The sequence below is a fragment of the Streptomyces sp. genome (genome assembly GCF_031181555.1).
Lineage (GTDB): Bacteria > Actinomycetota > Actinomycetes > Streptomycetales > Streptomycetaceae > Streptomyces > Streptomyces fimbriatus.
The window spans coordinates 1-19,404 of the sequence record NZ_JAPSKQ010000128.1; the positions used below are offsets into that span (position 1 = coordinate 1).

At 73.3% G+C, this 19,404-nt stretch carries 18 protein-coding genes and 1 pseudogene; 12 read left to right on the top strand and 7 right to left on the bottom strand.

Annotated features, from left to right (window positions below; genetic code table 11):
* Positions 1 to 43 precede the first annotated feature (43 nt).
* Positions 44 to 1,024 carry an FAD-dependent oxidoreductase gene (locus RIM90_RS22795; RefSeq protein ID WP_309062611.1) on the bottom strand — a complete coding sequence of 327 codons (981 nt, stop codon included), beginning with the start codon at positions 1,022 to 1,024 and terminating at the stop codon, positions 44 to 46.
* A gap of 40 nt (positions 1,025 to 1,064) precedes the next feature.
* On the opposite strand from RIM90_RS22795, the gene RIM90_RS22800 reads away from it, so the two are divergent.
* Both RIM90_RS22800 and RIM90_RS22805 read left to right on the top strand, forming a co-directional pair.
* On the top strand, positions 1,065 to 2,087 hold the full coding sequence (locus tag RIM90_RS22800) for an oxidoreductase (RefSeq protein ID WP_309062612.1): 1,023 nt from the start codon (positions 1,065 to 1,067) through the stop codon (positions 2,085 to 2,087).
* A gap of 49 nt (positions 2,088 to 2,136) precedes the next feature.
* A complete protein-coding gene (locus tag RIM90_RS22805) occupies positions 2,137 to 3,777 on the top strand; it encodes an ABC-F family ATP-binding cassette domain-containing protein (RefSeq protein WP_309062613.1) in 1,641 nt (546 codons plus the stop codon).
* A gap of 162 nt (positions 3,778 to 3,939) precedes the next feature.
* On the opposite strand, the gene RIM90_RS22810 is transcribed toward RIM90_RS22805, so the two are convergent.
* Together RIM90_RS22810 and RIM90_RS22815 are read right to left on the bottom strand one after the other, a co-directional pair.
* Positions 3,940 to 6,321 carry a Tex family protein gene (locus tag RIM90_RS22810; RefSeq protein ID WP_309062614.1) on the bottom strand — a complete coding sequence of 794 codons (2,382 nt, stop codon included), beginning with the start codon at positions 6,319 to 6,321 and terminating at the stop codon, positions 3,940 to 3,942.
* A gap of 105 nt (positions 6,322 to 6,426) precedes the next feature.
* Positions 6,427 to 6,558, bottom strand: a complete 132-nt coding sequence (locus RIM90_RS22815; RefSeq protein WP_006133333.1) for an LPFR motif small protein — start codon at positions 6,556 to 6,558, stop codon at positions 6,427 to 6,429.
* Positions 6,559 to 6,735: 177 nt separating this feature from the next.
* On the opposite strand from RIM90_RS22815, the gene RIM90_RS22820 reads away from it, so the two are divergent.
* The gene (locus RIM90_RS22820) at positions 6,736 to 7,704 is read left to right on the top strand and encodes a GlxA family transcriptional regulator (protein WP_309062615.1); all 969 of its coding nucleotides are present in this window, start codon (positions 6,736 to 6,738) and stop codon (positions 7,702 to 7,704) included.
* Positions 7,705 to 7,714: 10 nt separating this feature from the next.
* The gene (locus RIM90_RS22825) at positions 7,715 to 8,350 is read left to right on the top strand and encodes a DJ-1/PfpI family protein (protein ID WP_309062616.1); all 636 of its coding nucleotides are present in this window, start codon (positions 7,715 to 7,717) and stop codon (positions 8,348 to 8,350) included.
* Here the strand turns inward: RIM90_RS22825 and RIM90_RS22830 are convergent.
* A complete protein-coding gene (locus tag RIM90_RS22830) occupies positions 8,337 to 9,095 on the bottom strand; it encodes an enoyl-CoA hydratase-related protein (protein WP_309062617.1) in 759 nt (252 codons plus the stop codon). The genes RIM90_RS22825 and RIM90_RS22830 overlap by 14 nt on opposite strands.
* 111 nt (positions 9,096 to 9,206) lie before the next feature.
* On the opposite strand from RIM90_RS22830, the gene RIM90_RS22835 reads away from it, so the two are divergent.
* Both RIM90_RS22835 and RIM90_RS22840 read left to right on the top strand, forming a co-directional pair.
* Positions 9,207 to 9,899, top strand: a complete 693-nt coding sequence (locus RIM90_RS22835; protein WP_309062618.1) for an HdeD family acid-resistance protein — start codon at positions 9,207 to 9,209, stop codon at positions 9,897 to 9,899.
* A gap of 174 nt (positions 9,900 to 10,073) precedes the next feature.
* Positions 10,074 to 10,577 carry an ATP-binding protein gene (locus RIM90_RS22840; protein WP_309062626.1) on the top strand — a complete coding sequence of 168 codons (504 nt, stop codon included), beginning with the start codon at positions 10,074 to 10,076 and terminating at the stop codon, positions 10,575 to 10,577.
* A gap of 19 nt (positions 10,578 to 10,596) precedes the next feature.
* Here RIM90_RS22840 and idi read toward each other — a convergent pair whose 3' ends face one another.
* The 3 genes from idi to galE form a co-directional block, all read right to left on the bottom strand.
* Entirely contained in the window at positions 10,597 to 11,190 is a 594-nt protein-coding gene (idi, locus tag RIM90_RS22845; RefSeq protein ID WP_309062619.1) for an isopentenyl-diphosphate Delta-isomerase, read from the bottom strand.
* 298 nt (positions 11,191 to 11,488) lie between these two features.
* Positions 11,489 to 12,427: a cation diffusion facilitator family transporter gene (locus RIM90_RS22850; RefSeq protein ID WP_309062620.1), complete on the bottom strand. Its 939-nt coding sequence runs from the start codon at positions 12,425 to 12,427 to the stop codon at positions 11,489 to 11,491.
* A 117-nt stretch (positions 12,428 to 12,544) separates the two neighbouring features.
* Positions 12,545 to 13,543, bottom strand: a complete 999-nt coding sequence (gene galE, locus RIM90_RS22855; RefSeq protein WP_309062621.1) for a UDP-glucose 4-epimerase GalE — start codon at positions 13,541 to 13,543, stop codon at positions 12,545 to 12,547.
* A 285-nt stretch (positions 13,544 to 13,828) separates the two neighbouring features.
* On the opposite strand from galE, the gene RIM90_RS22860 reads away from it, so the two are divergent.
* The 6 genes and pseudogenes from RIM90_RS22860 to RIM90_RS22885 all read left to right on the top strand — a co-directional run.
* On the top strand, positions 13,829 to 15,643 hold the full coding sequence (locus RIM90_RS22860) for a DUF5941 domain-containing protein (RefSeq protein ID WP_309062622.1): 1,815 nt from the start codon (positions 13,829 to 13,831) through the stop codon (positions 15,641 to 15,643).
* Positions 15,640 to 16,392: a phosphocholine cytidylyltransferase family protein gene (locus RIM90_RS22865; RefSeq protein ID WP_309062623.1), complete on the top strand. Its 753-nt coding sequence runs from the start codon at positions 15,640 to 15,642 to the stop codon at positions 16,390 to 16,392. The genes RIM90_RS22860 and RIM90_RS22865 overlap by 4 nt, the downstream gene beginning before the upstream one ends.
* A complete protein-coding gene (locus RIM90_RS22870; RefSeq protein WP_309062624.1) occupies positions 16,380 to 17,441 on the top strand; it encodes an iron-containing alcohol dehydrogenase family protein in 1,062 nt (353 codons plus the stop codon). Before RIM90_RS22865 ends, RIM90_RS22870 begins: the two co-directional genes overlap by 13 nt.
* The gene (locus RIM90_RS22875) at positions 17,419 to 18,198 is read left to right on the top strand and encodes a CDP-alcohol phosphatidyltransferase family protein (RefSeq protein WP_309062625.1); all 780 of its coding nucleotides are present in this window, start codon (positions 17,419 to 17,421) and stop codon (positions 18,196 to 18,198) included. The genes RIM90_RS22870 and RIM90_RS22875 overlap by 23 nt, the downstream gene beginning before the upstream one ends.
* 8 nt (positions 18,199 to 18,206) lie before the next feature.
* Positions 18,207 to 19,088 (top strand): glycosyltransferase, encoded by an 882-nt coding sequence (locus RIM90_RS22880; protein ID WP_309062627.1) that lies wholly within the window; start codon positions 18,207 to 18,209, stop codon positions 19,086 to 19,088.
* 98 nt (positions 19,089 to 19,186) lie between these two features.
* A pseudogene (locus RIM90_RS22885) lies at positions 19,187 to 19,404 on the top strand (ABC transporter permease); the annotation flags it as partial.

Consider the following 19,404-nt stretch of genomic DNA (forward strand, 5'->3'; position numbering starts at 1 on the left):
CCCGTACCCCGCCGCGGGCGTTCGCGCCCGTCACCTCCCCGGTTCAGCGGGCGGCCAGCGCCGCCGCACGCTCCGCGCAGCCCCAGGCCACCGTGACGCCCGCGCCGCCGTGGCCGTAGTTGTGCACCAGCAGCCGCCCGTCCGCGAGCGGTTCGCGTTCCAGGCGCACCGTGTCCCGGGCGGGGCGCAGACCCACCCGGTGCTCCAGGACCCGCGCGCCGGCGATCTCCGGCCGCAGCGCCGCGCACCGCCGCACGATCGCCTCGGCCACCGCCGGGTCCGGCTCCAGGGACCAGGCGTCCTCCTCCGCCGTGCCGCCCAGCACCAGCCGCCCGGGCTGCGGGAAGAAGTACGCCATCTCGCCGTCGGCCCCCGTGGAGACCGTCCAGGTGTCGATCCCCGGGTTCTCCACGACCACCAGCTGTCCCCGCACCGGCCGCACCGACGGATCCGGCACCAGCTCCCGCGCCCCCAGCCCCGCGCAGTTGACCACGACCGGCGCGCCGGCCTCCGCGAGGTCCGCCACCGTACGCGTCTCGACCACCCCGCCCGCCGCCAGCAACCGCTCCCGCAGCCACGGCAGGTGGGCCGGCATGTCGACGAGCGGCAGCCGGGCCCACACGCCCGGCCCGGCGGGATACTCCTCGGCCGTCGTCCCGCGCAGCCCCGGCAGGCGCGCGGCGGCCCACCCCTCGACCTCGTCCAGCGCGGTCTCGCCCAGTACCCCTTCGACCATACGTACGCCGGTGGTCCCCGGCCGCTCCGCCAGCTCCTCGTACACCTCCAGCGACCGCAGCGCCCACGCGCGCGCCGCCGCCACCGGCTCGATCCGGTACGGCCACCACAGCGCGCCCGCGACCGCCGAGGTGGTCCGCTCGACCGGGTCCCGCGTCCACAGCCGTACACGCGCACCGCGTTCGGCGAGGACCACGGCCGTCGTCAGCCCGACGACTCCACCGCCGATCACGAGGACGTCGCCGTCCGGTTCGGTCTCCACCAGGGGGACGTTAGCGGAATACGTCATGCCGTGCTCAGGCCCGTGCCACGCCGGGAATACTCACCCCATGTCTGCCGAGTACGCGACCTTCGGCCTGGCACCGGCGATGCGGGCCGGTGGACTCCTCGCAGGCGGTGACTACCAGGTCCACCGGGAGTTCGTCGACTTCGTCGTCGACGGATGCCCGCTGCTCTTCCGCCTCTCCGACCTGGACGCGGTCTCCCCGCTCGCCTCCGACGTCCCGCCCGCCATCTTCACCGCCCAGGTCCGCGGCCTGCTGCTGGAGACCGAGGCGCCACTGCCCGCCGGCCGGTACATCGTCTACGGCTGTCCCGAGTGCGCCGACCTCGCCTGCGGCGCGGTGACCGCGGTCATCGAACGCGACGGCGAGGACTTCATCTGGCGGGACTTCGCCTGGCAGACCGACGAGCACGCCGACCTGGAGCTCAACGGCTACCACGGCATCGGCCCGTTCCGCTTCCGCGGCGCCGAGTACCGCACGGCCCTCGCCGCCCTGCTGGACGGCGGCTCCCCGGACACCCGCCGCCGGGTCCTGCTGATCGGCGCCCGCGTCGCCCTGCTCGCCAGACTCGCCGCCGCCCTGCGCACCATCGGCATCGGTGCCGACATCGCCCAGGACACCGATGGCGTCCCCGCCGACGAACTGCGGTCCTACGACGCCGTGGTCTTCGGCCGGTCGGCCGGCGCGGGGCAACGCGATGCCGTCCGCCGCGCCCTCGCCGCCGCCGGGGTGGACGTGCCCTGCGTCGACGGCTCCGCCCCGGCCGTCCCGCTCCTCGTCGCCCAGACCGAACACGCCCTCGACCGCAGTCCGCGCGAACAACGCCGTCTGACGGACCTCACCGCCGCCGGCGACGCGGCGGAGGTGGAGGTCACCTCGTCCTGCCGGGTGCGGCTCACCGCGTACCGCGTCGACCGCTTCTCCCGCGTCCACTGCCAGGACCTCTTCGACGGCGTCCTGGAACCCGGCCGCCACCGCGTCCCCCTGGACCCGAAGGCGGTGAAGGGCGAGGCGTTCGTCGTGGCCCGCGCCGCCGGGACGGTGCTGGTGGCGGCCGTGGGACGGTGAGAAACCGGCGCGCGTCCCGTCGCGCACGGCCGTTAGGATCGGCGGTCTGATGACTGCCACCCTCGTCGCCAAGAACCTCGCCGCCGGTCACGGCGACCGCTCCCTGTTCACCGGCCTCGACCTCGTCGTCGCCCCCGGCGACGTGATCGGGCTGGTCGGTGCCAACGGCGCGGGCAAGTCCACGCTGCTGCGCCTGCTCGCCGGGCTCACCGCCCCCGAACAGGGCGAGCTGCGCCTCTCCCCGCCGACCGCGACCGTCGGACACCTCCCGCAGGAGCCGGAGCGCCGGCCCGGCGAGACGGTACGGGCGTTCCTGGCCCGCCGCACCGGCGTCGCCGAGGCCCAGCGGGCCATGGACGAGGCGACCCAGGCCCTGGTCGACGGGGCACCCGGCGCCGACGACGCGTACGCCGCCGGACTGGAGCGGTGGCTGTCCCTGGGCGGCGCCGACCTCGACGAGCGCGCCGAGGAGGTCGTCGGCTCACTCGGCCTGGCCGTCGACCTGGACCAGCCGATGACCGCGCTCTCCGGCGGGCAGGCGGCCCGCGCCCAGCTGGCCTCCCTCCTCCTCTCCCGCTACGACGTCTTCCTCCTCGACGAGCCGACCAACGACCTCGACCTGGACGGCCTGGAGCGCCTCGAACGCTTCGTGCGCGGACTGCGCGCCGGGACCGTCGTCGTCAGCCACGACCGCGAGTTCCTCACCCGCACCGTCACCAAGGTCCTGGAACTCGACCTCGCCCAGCGGCAGATCAACCTCTACGGCGGCGGCTACGCGGCCTACCTGGAGGAGCGGGAGGTGGCCCGCCGGCACGCCCGTGACGAGTACGAGGAGTTCGCCGACAAGAAGGCCGCGCTCCAGGAGCGGGCCCGGACGCAGCGCGCCTGGATGGACAAGGGCGTGAAGAACGCGCGCCGCAAGGCGGGCAACGACAACGACAAGGCCGGCCGCAAGTTCCGCAGCGAGGCCAGCGAGAAGCAGGCCGCCAAGGCCCGCCAGACGCAGCGCATGATCGAACGCCTCGAGGTGGTCGAGGAGCCGCGCAAGGAGTGGGAGCTGCGCATGGAGATCGCGGCGGCCCCGCGCTCCGGCGCGGTGGTGGCGACCCTGCGGGACGCCGAGGTGCGGCGCGGCGGCTTCGTGCTCGGCCCGGTGTCCCTGCAGATCGACTGGGCGGACCGGGTGGCCGTCACGGGCGCGAACGGCGCCGGCAAGTCCACCCTGCTCGGCGCCCTGCTGGGCCGCGTCCCGCTCGACGCCGGGCACGCCGCCCTCGGCTCGGGCGTACTGCTCGGCGAGGTCGACCAGGCCCGCGCGCTGTTCCACGGCCCGGAGACGCTGCTCGACGCGTTCCGCCCGGCGGTCCCCGACCTGGAACCGGCCGACATCCGCACCCTGCTGGCCAAGTTCGGCCTCAAGGCGGACCACGTCGTGCGTCCCGCGGCCACCCTCTCCCCGGGCGAACGCACCCGCGCCGCCCTCGCCCTCCTCCAGGGCCGGGGCGTCAACCTCCTGGTCCTCGACGAGCCGACCAACCACCTCGACCTGCCCGCCATCGAGCAACTGGAGTCGGCCCTCGACACCTACGAGGGCACCCTCCTGCTGGTCACCCACGACCGCCGCATGCTCGACGCGGTCCGCGTCACCCGCCGCCTGGAGGTGGCCGACGGCAAGGTGACCGAGCACTGACGCGGCGCCGGCCGCCGGGCCGCGAAACCGTCCGCCGTCCCGTACCCCCGCGGTGACGTCCCACGCGATGACCCGTGAGGTCGGCATGCCGACACCGGTCACGGGCCCGAGCGGGCCCGGGCCCTCGCGCCGCAGCGCGGGACCCGGGCCCGGGGACTCGGCTCAGCGCCCGCTGTTCTTCGGGTCGACCAGGCCGGCGCGGCGCAGGGCGTCGGCCATCGCGCTGTTCGCGGGCGCGGGCGCCTGACGCGAGCCGCCGCCCCCGCCGTTCCCGCGGCCACCGCCGGCGCGGCCGCCCTGGCGCTGCTGCGGCGGCCTGCCGGCCCGCTGCTGCCGCCCGCCGCCCTGCCGCTCCTGCGGCGCGGCCTCGTCGTCCAGCCGCAGCGTCAACGAGATCCGCTTGCGCGGGATGTCCACGTCCAGGACCTTCACCTTGACGATGTCACCCGGCTTCACCACGTCCCGCGGGTCCTTGACGAACGTCTTCGACATCGCGGAGACGTGCACCAGACCGTCCTGGTGGACACCGACGTCGACGAAGGCGCCGAAGGCGGCCACGTTCGTCACCACGCCCTCCAGGATCATCCCGGAGGACAGGTCGGAGATCTTCTCCACGCCCTCCTTGAAGGCGGCCGTCCTGAACGCGGGCCTCGGGTCGCGGCCCGGCTTCTCCAGTTCCTTGAGGATGTCGCTCACGGTCGGCAGACCGAACGTCTCGTCCACGAAGTCCTGCGGCCTCAGCGAGCGCAGCACCGCCGTGTTGCCGATGAGCCCGGCCACTTCCTGACCGGTGGCCCTGACCATCCGGCGCACCACCGGGTACGCCTCCGGGTGCACGCTGGAGGCGTCCAGCGGGTCGTCGCCGCCGCGGATCCGCAGGAAGCCCGCGCACTGCTCGTACGCCTTCGGGCCGAGCCGCGCCACCTTCTTCAGCTCGCCGCGCGACCGGAACGGCCCGTTGCTGTCCCGGTGGGCCACGATGTTCTCGGCGAGCCCGGAGGTGATGCCGGAGACCCGGGCCAGCAGCGGCGCCGACGCCGTGTTGACGTCCACGCCCACGCCGTTCACACAGTCCTCCACCACCGCGTCCAGCGACCGCGACAGCTTCACCTCGGACAGGTCGTGCTGGTACTGGCCGACACCGATCGACTTGGGGTCGATCTTCACCAGCTCGGCCAGCGGGTCCTGGAGCCGGCGGGCGATGGACACCGCGCCGCGCAGCGACACGTCCATGTCCGGCAGTTCCTGGGAGGCGAAGGCGGAGGCCGAGTACACGGAGGCGCCCGCCTCGGACACCATCACCTTGGTCAGCTTCAGCTCGGGGTGCTTGGCGATGAGCTCCCCGGCGAGCTTGTCGGTCTCGCGGGACGCGGTGCCGTTGCCGATGGCGATCAGCTCGACCGCGTGCTCCTTCGCCAGCCGGGCCAGCTTGGCGATCGCCTCGTCCCACCGGTTCGCCGGGACGTGCGGATGGATCACGTCCGTGGCCACGACCTTGCCGGTCGCGTCCACCACGGCGACCTTCACACCCGTACGGAAGCCCGGGTCGAGACCGAGCGTCGCGCGCGTGCCCGCCGGGGCCGCCAGCAGCAGGTCGCGCAGGTTGGCCGCGAAGACCCGCACCGCCTCGTCCTCGGCCGCGGTGCGCAGCCTCAGGCGCAGGTCGATGCCGAGGCGCACCAGGATGCGCGTGCGCCAGGCCCAGCGGACCGTGTCCAGCAGCCACTTGTCGGCCGGGCGCCCCCGGTCGGCGATCCCGAACCGGTTCGCGACGATCCCCTCGTACGACGACGGGCCGTCCACCGGCTCCTCCGGCTCCAGGACGAGGTCGAGGACCTCCTCCTTCTCGCCGCGCAGCATCGCCAGGACCCGGTGCGAGGGCAGTTCGGTGAACGGCTCGGCGAAGTCGAAGTAGTCCGCGAACTTCGCGCCCGCCTCCTCCTTGCCCTCGCGCACCTTGGCGGCCAGCCGCCCGCGCACCCACATGCGCTCGCGCAGCTCGCCGATCAGGTCGGCGTCCTCCGAGAACCGCTCGGTGAGGATCGCCCGCGCGCCGTCCAGGGCGGCCTGCGGATCGGGGACCCCCTTGTCGGCGTCCACGAACGCGGCGGCCGCGGCGAGGGGCTCGACGCCCGGATCGGCGAGCAGCCCCTCCGCCAGCGGTTCGAGCCCCGCCTCCCGCGCGATCTGCGCCTTGGTGCGCCGCTTCGGCTTGAACGGCAGGTAGATGTCCTCCAGGCGCGCCTTGGTCTCCGCGCCGCGGATCCGGGCCTCCAGCTCGTCGGTCAGCTTGCCCTGCTCGCGCACCGACTCCAGGATCGCCGTACGACGCTCCTCCAACTCCCGCAGATAGCGCAGCCGCTCCTCGATCGTGCGCAGCTGCGCGTCGTCGAGCATCTCGGTCGCTTCCTTGCGGTAGCGGGCGATGAAGGGCACCGTCGAACCGCCGTCGAGCAGTTCCACGGCGGCCCTGACCTGCCGCTCCCGTACGCCGAGCTCTTCGGCGATCCTGCCTTCGATGGACCCTGCGAGGGGTGTCGTCACGTTCCCGTACCGCCTTCTCCACTGAGGTTGCGCGGCAATTGTGGCAGGTGGCGCCGACAACCCGGGATGAGGGCCGCGACGTGCCCGGACACCACTCGGACGGCGTCAGGCGCGGCGGCCACGGGCGGAGGACGAGGCCCCGCCGAAGAGCCGGGCGAGCGCCCGGAAGGGCAGTGTCACGACGGTGGCGACGGCGCCGCCGATCTGGCGCAGGACGTCTGCGATGGCACGGAACACGTATTTCCCCTTTCCTCTCCCGGCCACGGCGGCCGGGACGGACTTCGTGACAGGCGTGTACCTCGTCAACGCTTCACCATGCGTGCCGCCGCCCTGACTCCCCGCCGACCGGGCGTGGCAGGAAAGGAGGGGAACTCGTCATTGCGGCCATGACCGGCCCCGCCAAGAATCGACCGCATGGCGCAGCGAACCGTGCTCGTCGTCCTCTTCGACGGCGTGCAGAGCCTCGATGTCACCGGCCCCGTGGAGGTCTTCGCGGGCGCCGAGAAGCACACGCCGGGCACATACCGGCTGTGCACCGCCTCCCTGGACGGCGCCCCGGTGCGCACCAGCAGCGGCCTGACCGTCGTACCGGACCGGGCCCTGGCCGGCGCGCCCGATCCGCACACGCTCCTCGTCCCCGGGGGACAGGGCACCCGGCGGCCCGGTCCGGGGCTGACCGACTGGCTGCGCCGGCACGGACCGCGCGCCGAGCGCCTGGTCTCCGTCTGCACGGGAGCGGCCCTGCTCGCCGGAGCCGGGCTGCTGGACGGCCGCCGCGCCACCACGCACTGGGCGTACTGCGACACGCTGGCCCGGAACCACCCGGCCGTCGAGGTCGACCCGGACCCCATCTACGTCCGCGACGGCCACGTCGCCACGTCCGCCGGGGTGACCTCGGGCATCGACCTGGCGCTCGCCCTGGTCGAGGAGGACCTGGGCCGGGAGGTCGCCCTCACCGTCGCCCGGCACCTGGTGGTGTTCCTGCGCCGGCCCGGGAGCCAGGCGCAGTTCAGCGCCCAGCTCGCCGCCCAGACCGCGCGCCGCGAGCCGCTGCGCGAGGTCCAGCAGTGGATCACCGAGCACCCCGACGACGATCTGACCGTCGAGGCGCTCGCGGCCCGCGCCGCCCTCTCCCCGCGCCACTTCGCCCGCGCCTTCCACGCCGAGACCGGCATGACCCCGGGCCGCTACGTCGACCGGGTACGCCTCGAACACGCCCGGCGTCTGCTGGAGGACACCGGTGACGGCGTCGAGGAGATCTCCCGGGCCAGCGGCTACGGCACCCCCGAGGCGATGCGCCGCGCCTTCGTCCGGGCCCTCGGCGCGTCACCGGCGGAGTACCGCCGCCGCTTCCGGCCCGCTCCCGCACCCACCCGCTCCTGAAAGGCCACCGATGCAGATCGCCATCGTCCTCTTCGACCGCTTCACCGCCCTCGACGCCGTGGGCCCGTACGAGACCCTCGGCCGCCTCCCGGACGCGGAGACCGTCTTCGTCGCCGAGCGGACCGGCCCCGTGCGCACCGACACCGGCGCGCTCGCGATGACCGCGGACCGGACCCTGGCCGAGGTACCGGACCCCGACATCGTCGTCGTCCCCGGCGGGCCCGGACAGACGCCCCAGATGGAGAACGGGACCCTGCTGGACTGGCTGCGCACCGCCGACGCGTCCAGCACCTGGACGACGTCCGTGTGCACCGGCTCCCTGCTGCTCGCCGCGGCCGGACTCCTGGACGGACGCCGAGCCACCTCCCACTGGCTGGCCCTGGAGCACCTGAGGCGGTTCGGCGCCGAGCCCACCGGGGAACGGGTGGTGACCGACGGCAAGTACGTCACCGCGGCCGGTGTCTCCTCCGGCATCGACATGGGACTCACCCTGCTCGGCCGGATCGCCGGTGACGAACACGCCCGGGCGGTCCAACTGCTCACCGAGTACGACCCGCAGCCGCCCTACGACGCGGGGTCCCCGCAGAAGGCGCCCGCGCACCTGGTCGAGGAGTTCCGGTCCAAGAGCCGCTTCATCCTGACGTAGCCGTGGTCCAGGTGAAGCGCGGCGGCCGGCGCTCCAGGAACGCGGCGACCCCCTCCGCGGTGTCGCCGCTTGTGCGCGCCTGCTCGTCCCAGTGGGCGTCGCGGTCGGTGCGCCCGTTCGCGAACTCCTTCGCCGCGGCCTGCGTCAGCTGCGAACGGGACGCCAGGATCCGGGTGAACTCCGCGACCCGCCCGTCCAGTCGGGCCTCGGGCAGCACCTCGTCGACCAGGCCGGTGCGCAGGGCCCGCTCGGCGTCGATCAACTCGCCCGAGAACAGCAGGTACTTGGCCGTGGCCGGACCCACCAGCGACACCAGCCGCCGGGTGGCGGACGCCGGGTAGACGATCCCGAGCTTCGCCGGAGTCACACCGAACCGCGCCCCCTGCTCCGCGAACCGCAGATCACAGGCCGCCGCCAACTGCGCCCCGCCGCCCACGCAGTGCCCCCGGACCGCCGCCACGGTCGGCTTGGGAAAGGCGGCGAGCGCCTCCTCCGCCGCGACGGCCAACTGCTGGGCCCGCAGCGGTGACCCCTGGAGCGTGGAGATGTCGGCCCCGGCGCAGAACGTCCCGCCCTCGCCGGTGAGCACCAGCACCCGCACCCCGGGGTCATCCGCCAGCGCGCCGAGCAGCGGCGGCAGAGCGGCCCACATCGCGGCCGTCATGGCGTTGCGCTTCGCCGGATGGCGGATGACGACCGTGGCGACCGAGTCGGCGACGCTGTGCAGCAGGCGGGGCTCCTCCATGCGCCGGATGCTATCCGCCCCGGTCGGCGCGCCGACCGGCGGGAGACCGCACGGCGTTACGACCGGCGGCCCCAGGGGACTAGGAGAGGGAACCGGACCGAGGAGGCACTCATGGCCAAGTCCGCCAAGCCCGCCAGGTCGGCCACGTCCGCGAAGCCCGCGCGGCCCCACGGCGAGGCGGCGAGACTGAGCCGCGGCTTCGGCTGGCTCGCCGTGCTCGGGGTGATCCTGGTCCTCGCGGGGCTGGTCGGCCTCGTCTACACCGGCGTCGCCACCCTGACCTCGATGCTGCTGTTCGGCTGGCTGCTGCTGATCGGCGGCGTGGTCGGACTGCTGCACGCGGTCCAGGCCCGGGACAGCAGCTTCTTCTGGCTCGGCGTGGTCGTCGCCGCCCTGAACATCGCGGCCGGCGCGGTGATCCTCCGCACGCCCGAGGCGGCGGCCGAGGCGCTGACCATGTTCGCCGCGCTGCTGTTCCTCACCGGCGGGGTGTTCCGGCTCGTGGGCAGCCTGGTGGTGCGCGGACCGCAGTTCGGCTGGACGCTCGTGCAGGGCGCCTTCGGCCTGCTCCTCGGCATCCTGGTGCTGGCCTCCTGGCCGAGCAGCAGCCAGTACGCCATCGGCACGTTCTTCTCCCTCGCCCTGCTCTTCGACGGGCTCGGCCTGATCGCCACCGGCTACGGCGGACGCCGGATCGTCGGCATGGTCTCCGGCCAGTTGGCCGGTGAGGAGGCCGCACGGAAGGCGGAGGAGGAGCCGCGGGGAACGGAGCCCTCGGCCACCAAACCCGTACAACCCGAATAGTTCGCCGACACGGCACAAGGCGGGCCGGAACAGTCCCGCAAGCGACGGTGTCATACGCCAACGGTCAGAACCGTTCGATATGCGCTGACTTGTGTTCAGCACTTCGGTGCGGAGCGGATCGGTACCAACACTCGACGTGTGGTGACAATCGAGCGCGAGGACGGCGACCGGACGATGGACGACCAAGGGCGCGGGCCCGGCCCACGCCCACAGAGCGCGGAAGGCCCCGGCGGGGCGGGGACCGCGGACCCGCTGCCGTACGAAGGCGTCTGGCGGTTCACCGCCCCGGCCGTCGACGCCTCGGTCCCACAGGCCCGCCACGCCGTGCGGGACCTGCTGCTGCGCCAGGGGGTGCCCGTCTCGGACGACGTGGTGCAGGGGTTGCTGCTGATCGTCTCGGAGCTGGTCACCAACGCCGTGCGGCACGCGGCGCTGCTGTCCCCGATGCTCGCCGTCGAGGTCGCCGTCGGCGCCGAGTGGATCCGGGTGTCCGTGGAGGACAACCACCCCTACCGCCCCACCGCCCTGGAGGCCGACCACGGCCGCACCGGCGGCCGGGGGCTGCTCCTGGTGCGCGAGATCACCCGCGAGGCGGGCGGGGCGTGCGACATCGAGCACACCGCGAGCGGCGGCAAGGTGATCTGGGTCGCCCTGCCGCTCAAACCCGCGCTGCTCTAGCCGGCGGCCGGTCTTCCGGTCACCAGCCGGCCGACGGCCCCGTCAGCTCCCGGACCGCCGGGCGGGCCGCGTCCAGGACGGTCATGAACCAGGACGAGAACGTGTCCCCCGCGTGCCGCTCCGCCAGCTCGTCCGGGGTCACGAACACCGCCGACGCCACCTCCGCCGGGTCCGGTCGCAGCGGGGACTGCACCATGCCGACGAAGAGGTGGTTGTACTCCTGCTCCACCAGCCCCGAGACCGGGTCCGGGTGGTTGTAGCGGACCGTGCCGGCCTCGGCGAGCAGGGAGGGCGACACCCCCAGCTCCTCGAACGTCCGCCGGGCCGCCGCCGCGAACGGCGCCTCACCGGGGTAGGGGTGACCGCAGCAGGTGTTCGACCACACACCGGGGGAGTGGTACTTGCCCAGCGCCCGCTGCTGGAGCAGCAGCCGCCCGCGCTCGTCGAACAGGAACACCGAGAACGCCCGGTGCAACTGCCCCGGTGGCTGATGGGCGGCCAGCTTCTCCGCGGTGCCGATCGTCACACCGTCCTCGTCGACCAGTTCCAGCAAAATCGCCTCTGCGGTGCCGTCCGACGCGCCGTGCGTCGCGGTGGCAGGTGTGATCGGCATACCCATCCTTCACTCGGTCTTCGCGCCCCAAGTCTGCCGCACGAATCCGGCACTCCCGGCACTCCGCCGCACGCCCGCATGTCCCGGGGAGGGCGCGGGAGACGGCCGGTGCCGGCCGGACACCGGAGGCGGACCCGGAAGGCGATCGTGCCCGCAGCGGCCGACGGGGAATCGTCCGCACCGGGAACCGTGGGCGGAAGGACGCCGCTGCGGGGGCGGAGGGGGCGTTCCCGCCGGACGGGCGCGCGCGTGGGCGTCCCCGGTGTCCGGTCGTGAGGGGGCCCGGTGTCCGGTCGCCTCAGTGGCAGAGCCGCGCCTCGTGCTCCGCGTGCCCGCCGGGCTCCAGCTGGAAGGTGCAGTGCTCCACGGCGAAGTGGTCGCCCAGACAGGCCTGCAGCTCGTGCAGCATCTTCTCGTGCCCGATGGCGTTCAGCGCCTCGGAGCTGACGACCACGTGCGCGGAGAGCACCGGCATCCCCGAGGTGATGGTCCAGGCGTGCAGATCGTGGACGTCCTGCACACCGTCCGTGGCCAGGATGTGCGCGCGCACCTGGGCCATGTCGACGCCCTTGGGCGCCGCCTCCAGCAGCACGTCCAGGGTCTCGCGCAGCAGCTTCCAGGTACGGGGCACGATCATCAGCGCGATCACCAGGGAGGCGGCCGGGTCGGCGGCCGTCCAGCCGGTGGTCAGGATCACCAGCGCGGACACGATCACCGCGACCGAGCCGAGCGCGTCCGCCGCCACCTCCAGGAAGGCGCCGCGCACGTTCAGGCTCTCCTTCTGCCCGCGCATCAGCAGCGTCAGCGACACCAGGTTGGCGACCAGACCGATCACGCCGAACACCATCGCCAGGCCGCCCTCGGTGTCGGCCGGGGTGATGAACCGCTGGACCGCCTCGTACAGCACGTAGCCGCCGACGCCGAGCAGCAGCAGGCAGTTGGCCAGCGCGGCCAGGATCTCCGCGCGGGCGTAGCCGAAGGTGCGGCGCTCGCTCGGCGGGCGGTTCGCGAAGTGGATCGCGAGCAGTGCCATGCCCAGGCCCACGGCGTCCGTCGCCATGTGGGCCGCGTCCGCGACCAGGGCGAGCGAGTCGGCCAGCAGGCCGCCGACGATCTGGATCACCACGACACCGAGCGTGATGGCCAGCGCCCCCCGCAGCCTGCCGCGGTACGCCGCGCTCGCGGTGCCGCCGGCGGGCGCACCGTGCGCATGCCCGTGATCGTGCCCAGTCCCCATGAAAGCCGCCCTTCCGTGACCTGTCCGGATCACAGTGAACTACGGGTGGGGGGTATCCGGCAACGCGGCACTGAACACCGTTGTCATGTGCCCTGACCTGCGGAAACGCTGCGCAGGTCAGGGGTGTGCGGGCCCCGGAGCAGGTCGGTTCCCGCGGTGCAGCAGCCAGCCCCGCCAGGCCGAGTCGACCATCTCGTGCACCGAGCGCCGGGCGGTCCAGCCGAGGTGTTCGGCCGCCCGGGCGGCCGACGCCACCGCGCGGGGGGCGTCACCGGGACGGCGGCCCTCGACGAGCGGGGCACGGGTGTCGCCGGTGACCTCGCCGATGACCGCGATCAGCTCGCGCACCGAGACGCCCTCGCCGCGGCCGATGTTCACCGTCAGGTCGCCGGTGAGGTCCCCGCCGGACAGCCGGCGGGCCGCCGCCAGGTGGGCGTCCGCCAGATCGGCCACGTGGATGTAGTCACGGACGCAGGTGCCGTCCGGGGTCGGATAGTCGTCGCCGAAGATCCGCGGGGCCTCGTCCCGGGTGAGCCGGTCGAAGACCATCGGCACGATGTTGAAGACGCCGGTGTCGGCCAGTTCCGGCGCCGCCGCCCCCGCCACGTTGAAGTAGCGCAGGCACACCGTGGCGATGCCGTGCGCCCGGCCCGCCGCCCGCACCAGCCACTCGCCGGCCAGCTTGGTCTCGCCGTAGGGGTTCACCGGGGCGCAGGGCGTGTCCTCCGTGATGAGGTCCACACCGGGGTCGCCGTACACGGCCGCGGAGGAGGAGAACACGAAGCGTTCGATCCCGGCCTCCGCGACGGCGTCCAGGAGCGTCGCGAGGCCGCCCACGTTCTCCCGGTAGTAGCGGGTCGGCTGCGCCACGGACTCGGCGACCTGCTTGCGCGCGGCGAGATGCACGACCCCCGTCACCCCGTGCTCCGCGCACACCCGCTTCAGCAGCTCGCCGTCCAGCGACGAGCCCCTGACCAGCGGGACGTCGGCGGGCAGCCGCGCGGGTACCCCGGCCGAGAGGTCGTCCAGCGCGACGACGCGCTCCCCGGCATCGGTCATGGCCCGCGCCACGTGTGCCCCGATGTAACCGGCTCCGCCGGTGATCAGCCATGTCATGGTCGCCCACCCTATGCCGAGCGGGCCGGGCGGTCCGCAATGCCCGGCATGGGATCGAATGCCCTTTCCGGGGGCGCGGTTTGTGGGGCGGGCCCCGCATCCCCGATGATGATCGCGGCAGTGGCGTGGGCGAACCGCGTCGATCCAGCCGTCGAACGGGCGGTGAACACGCGCTTCCTGGCATCCGATAGCCTCTGCCGACATGCCGCCCGGAGGCCCCCGCACGGGCGCCCCATCATGTACACGACCGGCGTGGACGCGTCGGCCCCCAGGGAGTGAGTTCGGTTGTCGACCGCCATCCTCACCGGTCAGCCGGTTCCCGGTTCGTCACTCGAGGGCGATCTGCGCTCCCTCGGCTTCGACGTACGGACCGCGTCCGGCACCGCCGAGGTCGAGACCCTGCTCGCCGAGGTGCCGGCGGGGGAGCGGGTCGCGGTGGTCGACGCCCGGTTCGTGGGCCACGTGCACGCGCTGCGCCTCGGCCTCACCGACCCCCGCTTCGAGCTCGCCGCGATCCCGGGCGCCGTCACCGCCCGGCCGGCCGGCCGCCGGGCCCTGACCCGCGCACTGACCCGCGAGAGCTCCGCGACCGGCGGCACCGTCCTCGTCGACAGCCTCGCCGACCGCATCGTCGGCGCCCTCGACGCCGACGGCGCCGACGTGCACCGTCCCGAGCTCGGCAGCCTCGTCGCCACCGTCCCCGCCGACCCGCAGGCCCGCAACGAGGCCCGGCAGGCCGTCGCCGCCGTCGACGACGAGGCCGTCCGCCTGAAGTCGGCGGTCAAGGCCCGCGACGGCTTCTTCACCACCTACTTCATCAGCCCGTACTCCCGCTACGTCGCCCGCTGGTGCGCCCGCCGGGGCCTCACCCCCAACCAGGTCACCACCGCCTCGCTGCTCACCGCGCTCATAGCGGCCGGCTGCGCCGCCACCGGCACCCGCGGCGGCTTCGTCGCCGCCGGCGTGCTGCTCATCGCCTCCTTCGTGCTGGACTGCACCGACGGCCAGCTCGCCCGCTACTCCCTGCAGTACTCCACCCTCGGCGCCTGGCTCGACGCCACCTTCGACCGTGCCAAGGAGTACGCCTACTACGCCGGCCTCGCGCTCGGTGCCGCCCGCGGGGGCGACGACGTGTGGGCCCTCGCGCTCGGCGCGATGGTCCTGCAGACCTGCCGGCACGTCGTGGACTTCTCCTTCAACGAGGCCAACCACGACGCGACCGCCAACACCAGCCCCACCGCCGCCCTCTCCGACAAGCTCGACAGCGTCGGCTGGACGGTCTGGGTGCGCCGCATGATCGTCCTGCCGATCGGCGAACGCTGGGCGATGATCGCCGTCCTCACGGCCCTCACCACCCCCCGGATCACCTTCTACGCCCTGCTCGCCGGCTGCGCCTTCGCGGCCACGTACACCACGGCGGGCCGCGTCCTGCGCTCGCTGACCCGCAAGGCCCGCCGCACCGACCGGGCGGCGAAGGCGCTGGCCGACCTCGCCGACTCCGGCCCGCTCGCCGAGGGCCTCGCGAGGGCGCTGAAGACCCCCGCACGCCGGCTGCCCGGCGTCGCCGTCCCCGCCGTCGCCCTGCTCGGTGGCCTCGCCGTCGTCGCCACGGCCGTGCTCACCGGCTTCGGCGGCCCGTGGACGATCGCCGCCGCCTGCGCCCACGTCCTGACCTCCGCCCTGGCCGTCGCCCGCCCCCTCAAGGGCGCCCTCGACTGGCTCGTCCCCCCCTTCTTCCGCGCCGCCGAGTACGGCACCGTCCTGGCACTGGCGGCCGACGCGGACGTGAACGGAGCGCTTCCCGCGGCCTACGGGCTGGTGGCCGCGGTCGCCTACCATCACTACGACACGGTCTACCGCATCCGCGGCGACGCGGGCGCGCCCCCGCACTGGCTGGTGCGGGTGACCGGGGGGCACGAGGGCCGCGTCCTGGTGGTCGCCGTACTGGCGGCCCTGCTCACCGCCCCGCAGTTCACGGTCGCGCTCACGGTGCTCGCCGTGGCCGTGGCCCTGCTGGTGCTCGCCGAGAGCATCCGCTTCTGGGTGGCCGCCCACCGGGGTGGCGCGCCCGCCGTACACGATGAAGGAGAACCCGCATGATCGGCCTCGTGCTGGCGGCCGGCGCCGGACGGCGTCTGCGTCCCTACACCGACAGCCTGCCCAAGGCGCTGGTGCCGGTGGGGCCCGCGGGCATAGAGGGCGAACCGACGGTTCTCGATCTCACCCTCGGCAACTTCGCCGAGATCGGCCTGACCGAGGCCGCGGTCATCGTCGGCTACCGCAAGGAGGCCGTGTACGAGCGCAAGGCGGCCCTGGAGAAGAAGTACGGCCTCAAGCTCACCCTCATCGACAACGACAAGGCCGAGGAGTGGAACAACGCCTACTCCCTGTGGTGCGGCCGTGACGCCCTCAAGGACGGCGTGATCCTCGCCAACGGCGACACCGTGCACCCGGTCTCCGTCGAGAAGACGCTGCTCGCCGCCCGCGGCGACGGCAAGAGGATCATCCTCGCCCTCGACACGGTCAAGCAGCTCGCCGACGAGGAGATGAAGGTCGTCGTCGACCCCGGCAAGGGCATGACGAGGATCACCAAGCTGATGGACCCCGCCGAGGCCACCGGCGAGTACATCGGCGTCACCCTCATCGAGGGCGACGCCGCCCCCGAGCTCGCCGACGCGCTGAGGACCGTGTGGGAGACCGACCCGCAGCAGTTCTACGAGCACGGCTACCAGGAACTCGTGAACCGCGGCTTCCGGATCGACGTGGCGCCGATCGGCGACGTCAAGTGGGTGGAGATCGACAACCACGACGATCTCGCCCGCGGACGGGAGATCGCGTGCCAGTACTGACCCGGCTCATCCCCTCCCCGCTCGTCGTCGACATCCGCCCCGGCGCCCTCGACGACCTGGGCTGCGTCCTCGCCGACGAGCGCATCTCGCACTCCGGCCGCCTCGCCGTCGCCGTCAGCGGCGGCTCCGGCGCCAGGCTGCGCGAGCGCATCACCCCCTCGCTGCCCGGCGCCACCTGGTACGAGGTCGGCGGCGGCACCCTCGACGACGCGGTCCGGCTGGCGAGCGACATAAAGGCCGGCCACTACGACGCGGTCGTCGGCCTCGGCGGCGGCAAGATCATCGACTGCGCCAAGTTCGCCGCGGCACGCGTCGGCCTGCCCCTGGTCGCCGTCCCGACGAACCTCGCGCACGACGGCCTGTGCTCCCCGGTCGCCACCCTCGACAACGACGCGGGCCGCGGCTCCTACGGCGTGCCGAACCCGATCGCGGTCGTCATCGACCTCGACGTCATCCGCGAGGCCCCGGTGCGCTTCGTGCGCGCCGGCATCGGCGACGCCGTCTCCAACATCTCCGCCATCGCGGACTGGGAGCTGGCCAACCGGGTCAAGGGCGAGCGGATCGACGGCCTCGCCGCCGCCATGGCCCGCCAGGCCGGCGAGGCCGTGCTCCGCCACCCCGGCGGCATCGGGGACAACGACTTCCTCCAGGTGCTCGCCGAGGCACTGGTGCTCAGCGGCATCGCCATGTCGGTCTCCGGTGACTCGCGGCCGTCCTCCGGGGCCTGCCACGAGATCAACCACGCCTTCGACCTGCTCTTCCCCAAGCGCGCCGCCGCCCACGGCGAGCAGTGCGGACTGGGCGCGGCCTTCGCGATGTATCTGCGGGGGGCGCACGAGGAGTCGGCGTACATGGCCGAGGTACTGCGCCGGCACGGGCTGCCGGTGCTGCCGGAGGAGATCGGATTCACGCCGGACGAGTTCGTCCGGGTCGTCGAGTTCGCCCCGGAGACCCGGCCCGGCCGCTACACGATCCTCGAGCATCTCGACCTGAAGACCGAACAGATCAAGGACATCTACGCCGACTATGTCAAGGCCATCGGTAGCTGAACTCCGTCCGGTCGTGCACCCCCCGGGGGTCAAGGACCGGCGCAGCGGTGAGCACTGGATGGGACGCCTCTACATGCGAGAGGTGTCCCTGCGGGTGGACCGCTACCTGGTGAACACCAGGGTCACGCCCAACCAGCTCACGTACCTGATGACCGTCTTCGGCGTCCTCGCGGCCCCGGCGCTGCTGGTGCCGGGGATCGCGGGGGCCGTCCTCGGCGTGGTCATGGTCCAGCTGTATCTGCTGCTGGACTGCGTCGACGGCGAGATCGCGCGCTGGAAGAAGCAGTACTCGCTCGGCGGCGTCTACCTCGACCGGGTCGGCGCCTACCTGTGCGACGCCGCCGTCCTGGTCGGGCTCGGGCTGCGCGCCGCCGACCCGTGGGGGTCCGGGCGCATCGACTGGCTCTGGGCCTTCCTCGGCACCCTGGCCGCGCTCGGCGCGATCCTGGTCAAGGCCGAGACCGACCTCGTCGGTGTCGCCCGCCACCAGGGCGGACTGCCGCCCGTGAAGGAGGCCGCGTCCGAGCCGCGCTCCTCCGGCATGGCCCTGGCCCGCCGGGCCGCCGCCGCGCTCAAGTTCCACCGGCTGATCCTCGGCATCGAGGCGTCCCTGCTGATCCTGGTCCTCGCGATAGCGGACGCGGTCCGGGGCGACCTGTTCTTCACCCGGCTCGGCACCGCCGTCCTCGCCGGCATCGCCCTGCTGCAGACCCTGCTGCACCTGGTGTCCATCCTCGCGTCCAGCAGGCTGAAGTGAGCGCCCGCATGAAGGTCGGCGCGGTGATCATCACCATGGGCAACCGCCCCGACGAGCTGCGCGCCCTGCTCGACTCGGTCGCCAAGCAGGACGGCGACCCGGTCCAGGTCGTCGTGGTCGGCAACGGCTCGCCCGTCCCCGACGTGACGGAGTTCTCGTCGGTCGTGCGGACCATCGAGCTGCCGGAGAACCTCGGCATCCCCGGCGGCCGCAACGTCGGCATCGAGGCCTTCGGCCCCGGCGGACGGGACGTCGACATCCTGCTGTTCCTCGACGACGACGGTCTGCTGGCGCGCCACGACACCGCCGAGCTGTGCCGCGAGGCCTTCGCGGCCGACCCGAGGCTCGGCATCATCAGCTTCCGCATCGCCGACCCGGAGACCGGCGTCACCCAGCGCCGCCACGTGCCCCGGCTGCGCGCCTCCGACCCGATGCGCTCCTCCCGCGTGACCACCTTCCTCGGCGGTGCCAACGCCGTACGCACCCAGGTCTTCGCCGAGGTCGGCGGACTGCCGGACGCGTTCTTCTACGCCCATGAGGAGACCGATCTGGCCTGGCGGGCGCTCGACGCGGGCTGGATGATCGACTACCGGGCGGACATGGTGCTGTACCACCCGACCACCGCCCCCTCGCGGCACGCGGTGTACCACCGCATGGTCGCCCGCAACCGCGTCTGGCTGGCCCGCCGCAACCTCCCCGCGCTCCTGGTCCCGGTCTATCTGGGCGTCTGGATGCTCCTCACTCTTGTGCGCCGCCCCTCGCGTCCCGCCCTGAAGGCGTGGTTCGGTGGATTCAGGGAGGGCTGGGCCACCCCCTGCGGACCCCGCCGGCCCATGAGGTGGCGTACGGTGTGGCGGCTGACCCGACTGGGCCGGCCCCCCGTCATCTGACAAGCTCGTATCCGGGAACATCGGGGCCGTACCCAGGCTCCCCGGCTCATGCCAGGCCCGCACAGGCCACGCATCTCGAAGACGAAAGTTTTCCACCAGTGAGTGAGACAACGCACGACGGCACGGTCGCGGTGAGCCCGCCCGTTCCGCCCGACGAGGGCCTCACGGCGGCCCAGCTCGCCGCCAAGTACGGCCTCACGGTCAGCGGTGCCCGGCCGTCCCTCGTCGAGTACGTCCGTCAGCTCTGGGGACGGCGGCACTTCATCGTCGCCTTCTCGCAGGCGAAGCTGACCGCCCAGTACAGCCAGGCCAAGCT

Coding starts and splice junctions, on each gene's coding strand:
- RIM90_RS22795 (WP_309062611.1), bottom strand. CDS start 1,024: ATGACGTATTCCGCTAACGTCCCCCTGGTGGAGACCGAACCGGACGGC.
- RIM90_RS22800 (WP_309062612.1), top strand. CDS start 1,065: ATGTCTGCCGAGTACGCGACCTTCGGCCTGGCACCGGCGATGCGGGCC.
- RIM90_RS22805 (WP_309062613.1), top strand. CDS start 2,137: ATGACTGCCACCCTCGTCGCCAAGAACCTCGCCGCCGGTCACGGCGAC.
- RIM90_RS22820 (WP_309062615.1), top strand. CDS start 6,736: ATGGCGCAGCGAACCGTGCTCGTCGTCCTCTTCGACGGCGTGCAGAGC.
- RIM90_RS22825 (WP_309062616.1), top strand. CDS start 7,715: ATGCAGATCGCCATCGTCCTCTTCGACCGCTTCACCGCCCTCGACGCC.
- RIM90_RS22830 (WP_309062617.1), bottom strand. CDS start 9,095: ATGGAGGAGCCCCGCCTGCTGCACAGCGTCGCCGACTCGGTCGCCACG.
- RIM90_RS22835 (WP_309062618.1), top strand. CDS start 9,207: ATGGCCAAGTCCGCCAAGCCCGCCAGGTCGGCCACGTCCGCGAAGCCC.
- RIM90_RS22840 (WP_309062626.1), top strand. CDS start 10,074: ATGGACGACCAAGGGCGCGGGCCCGGCCCACGCCCACAGAGCGCGGAA.
- idi (WP_309062619.1), bottom strand. CDS start 11,190: ATGCCGATCACACCTGCCACCGCGACGCACGGCGCGTCGGACGGCACC.
- RIM90_RS22850 (WP_309062620.1), bottom strand. CDS start 12,427: ATGGGGACTGGGCACGATCACGGGCATGCGCACGGTGCGCCCGCCGGC.
- galE (WP_309062621.1), bottom strand. CDS start 13,543: ATGACATGGCTGATCACCGGCGGAGCCGGTTACATCGGGGCACACGTG.
- RIM90_RS22865 (WP_309062623.1), top strand. CDS start 15,640: ATGATCGGCCTCGTGCTGGCGGCCGGCGCCGGACGGCGTCTGCGTCCC.
- RIM90_RS22875 (WP_309062625.1), top strand. CDS start 17,419: ATGTCAAGGCCATCGGTAGCTGAACTCCGTCCGGTCGTGCACCCCCCG.
- RIM90_RS22880 (WP_309062627.1), top strand. CDS start 18,207: ATGAAGGTCGGCGCGGTGATCATCACCATGGGCAACCGCCCCGACGAG.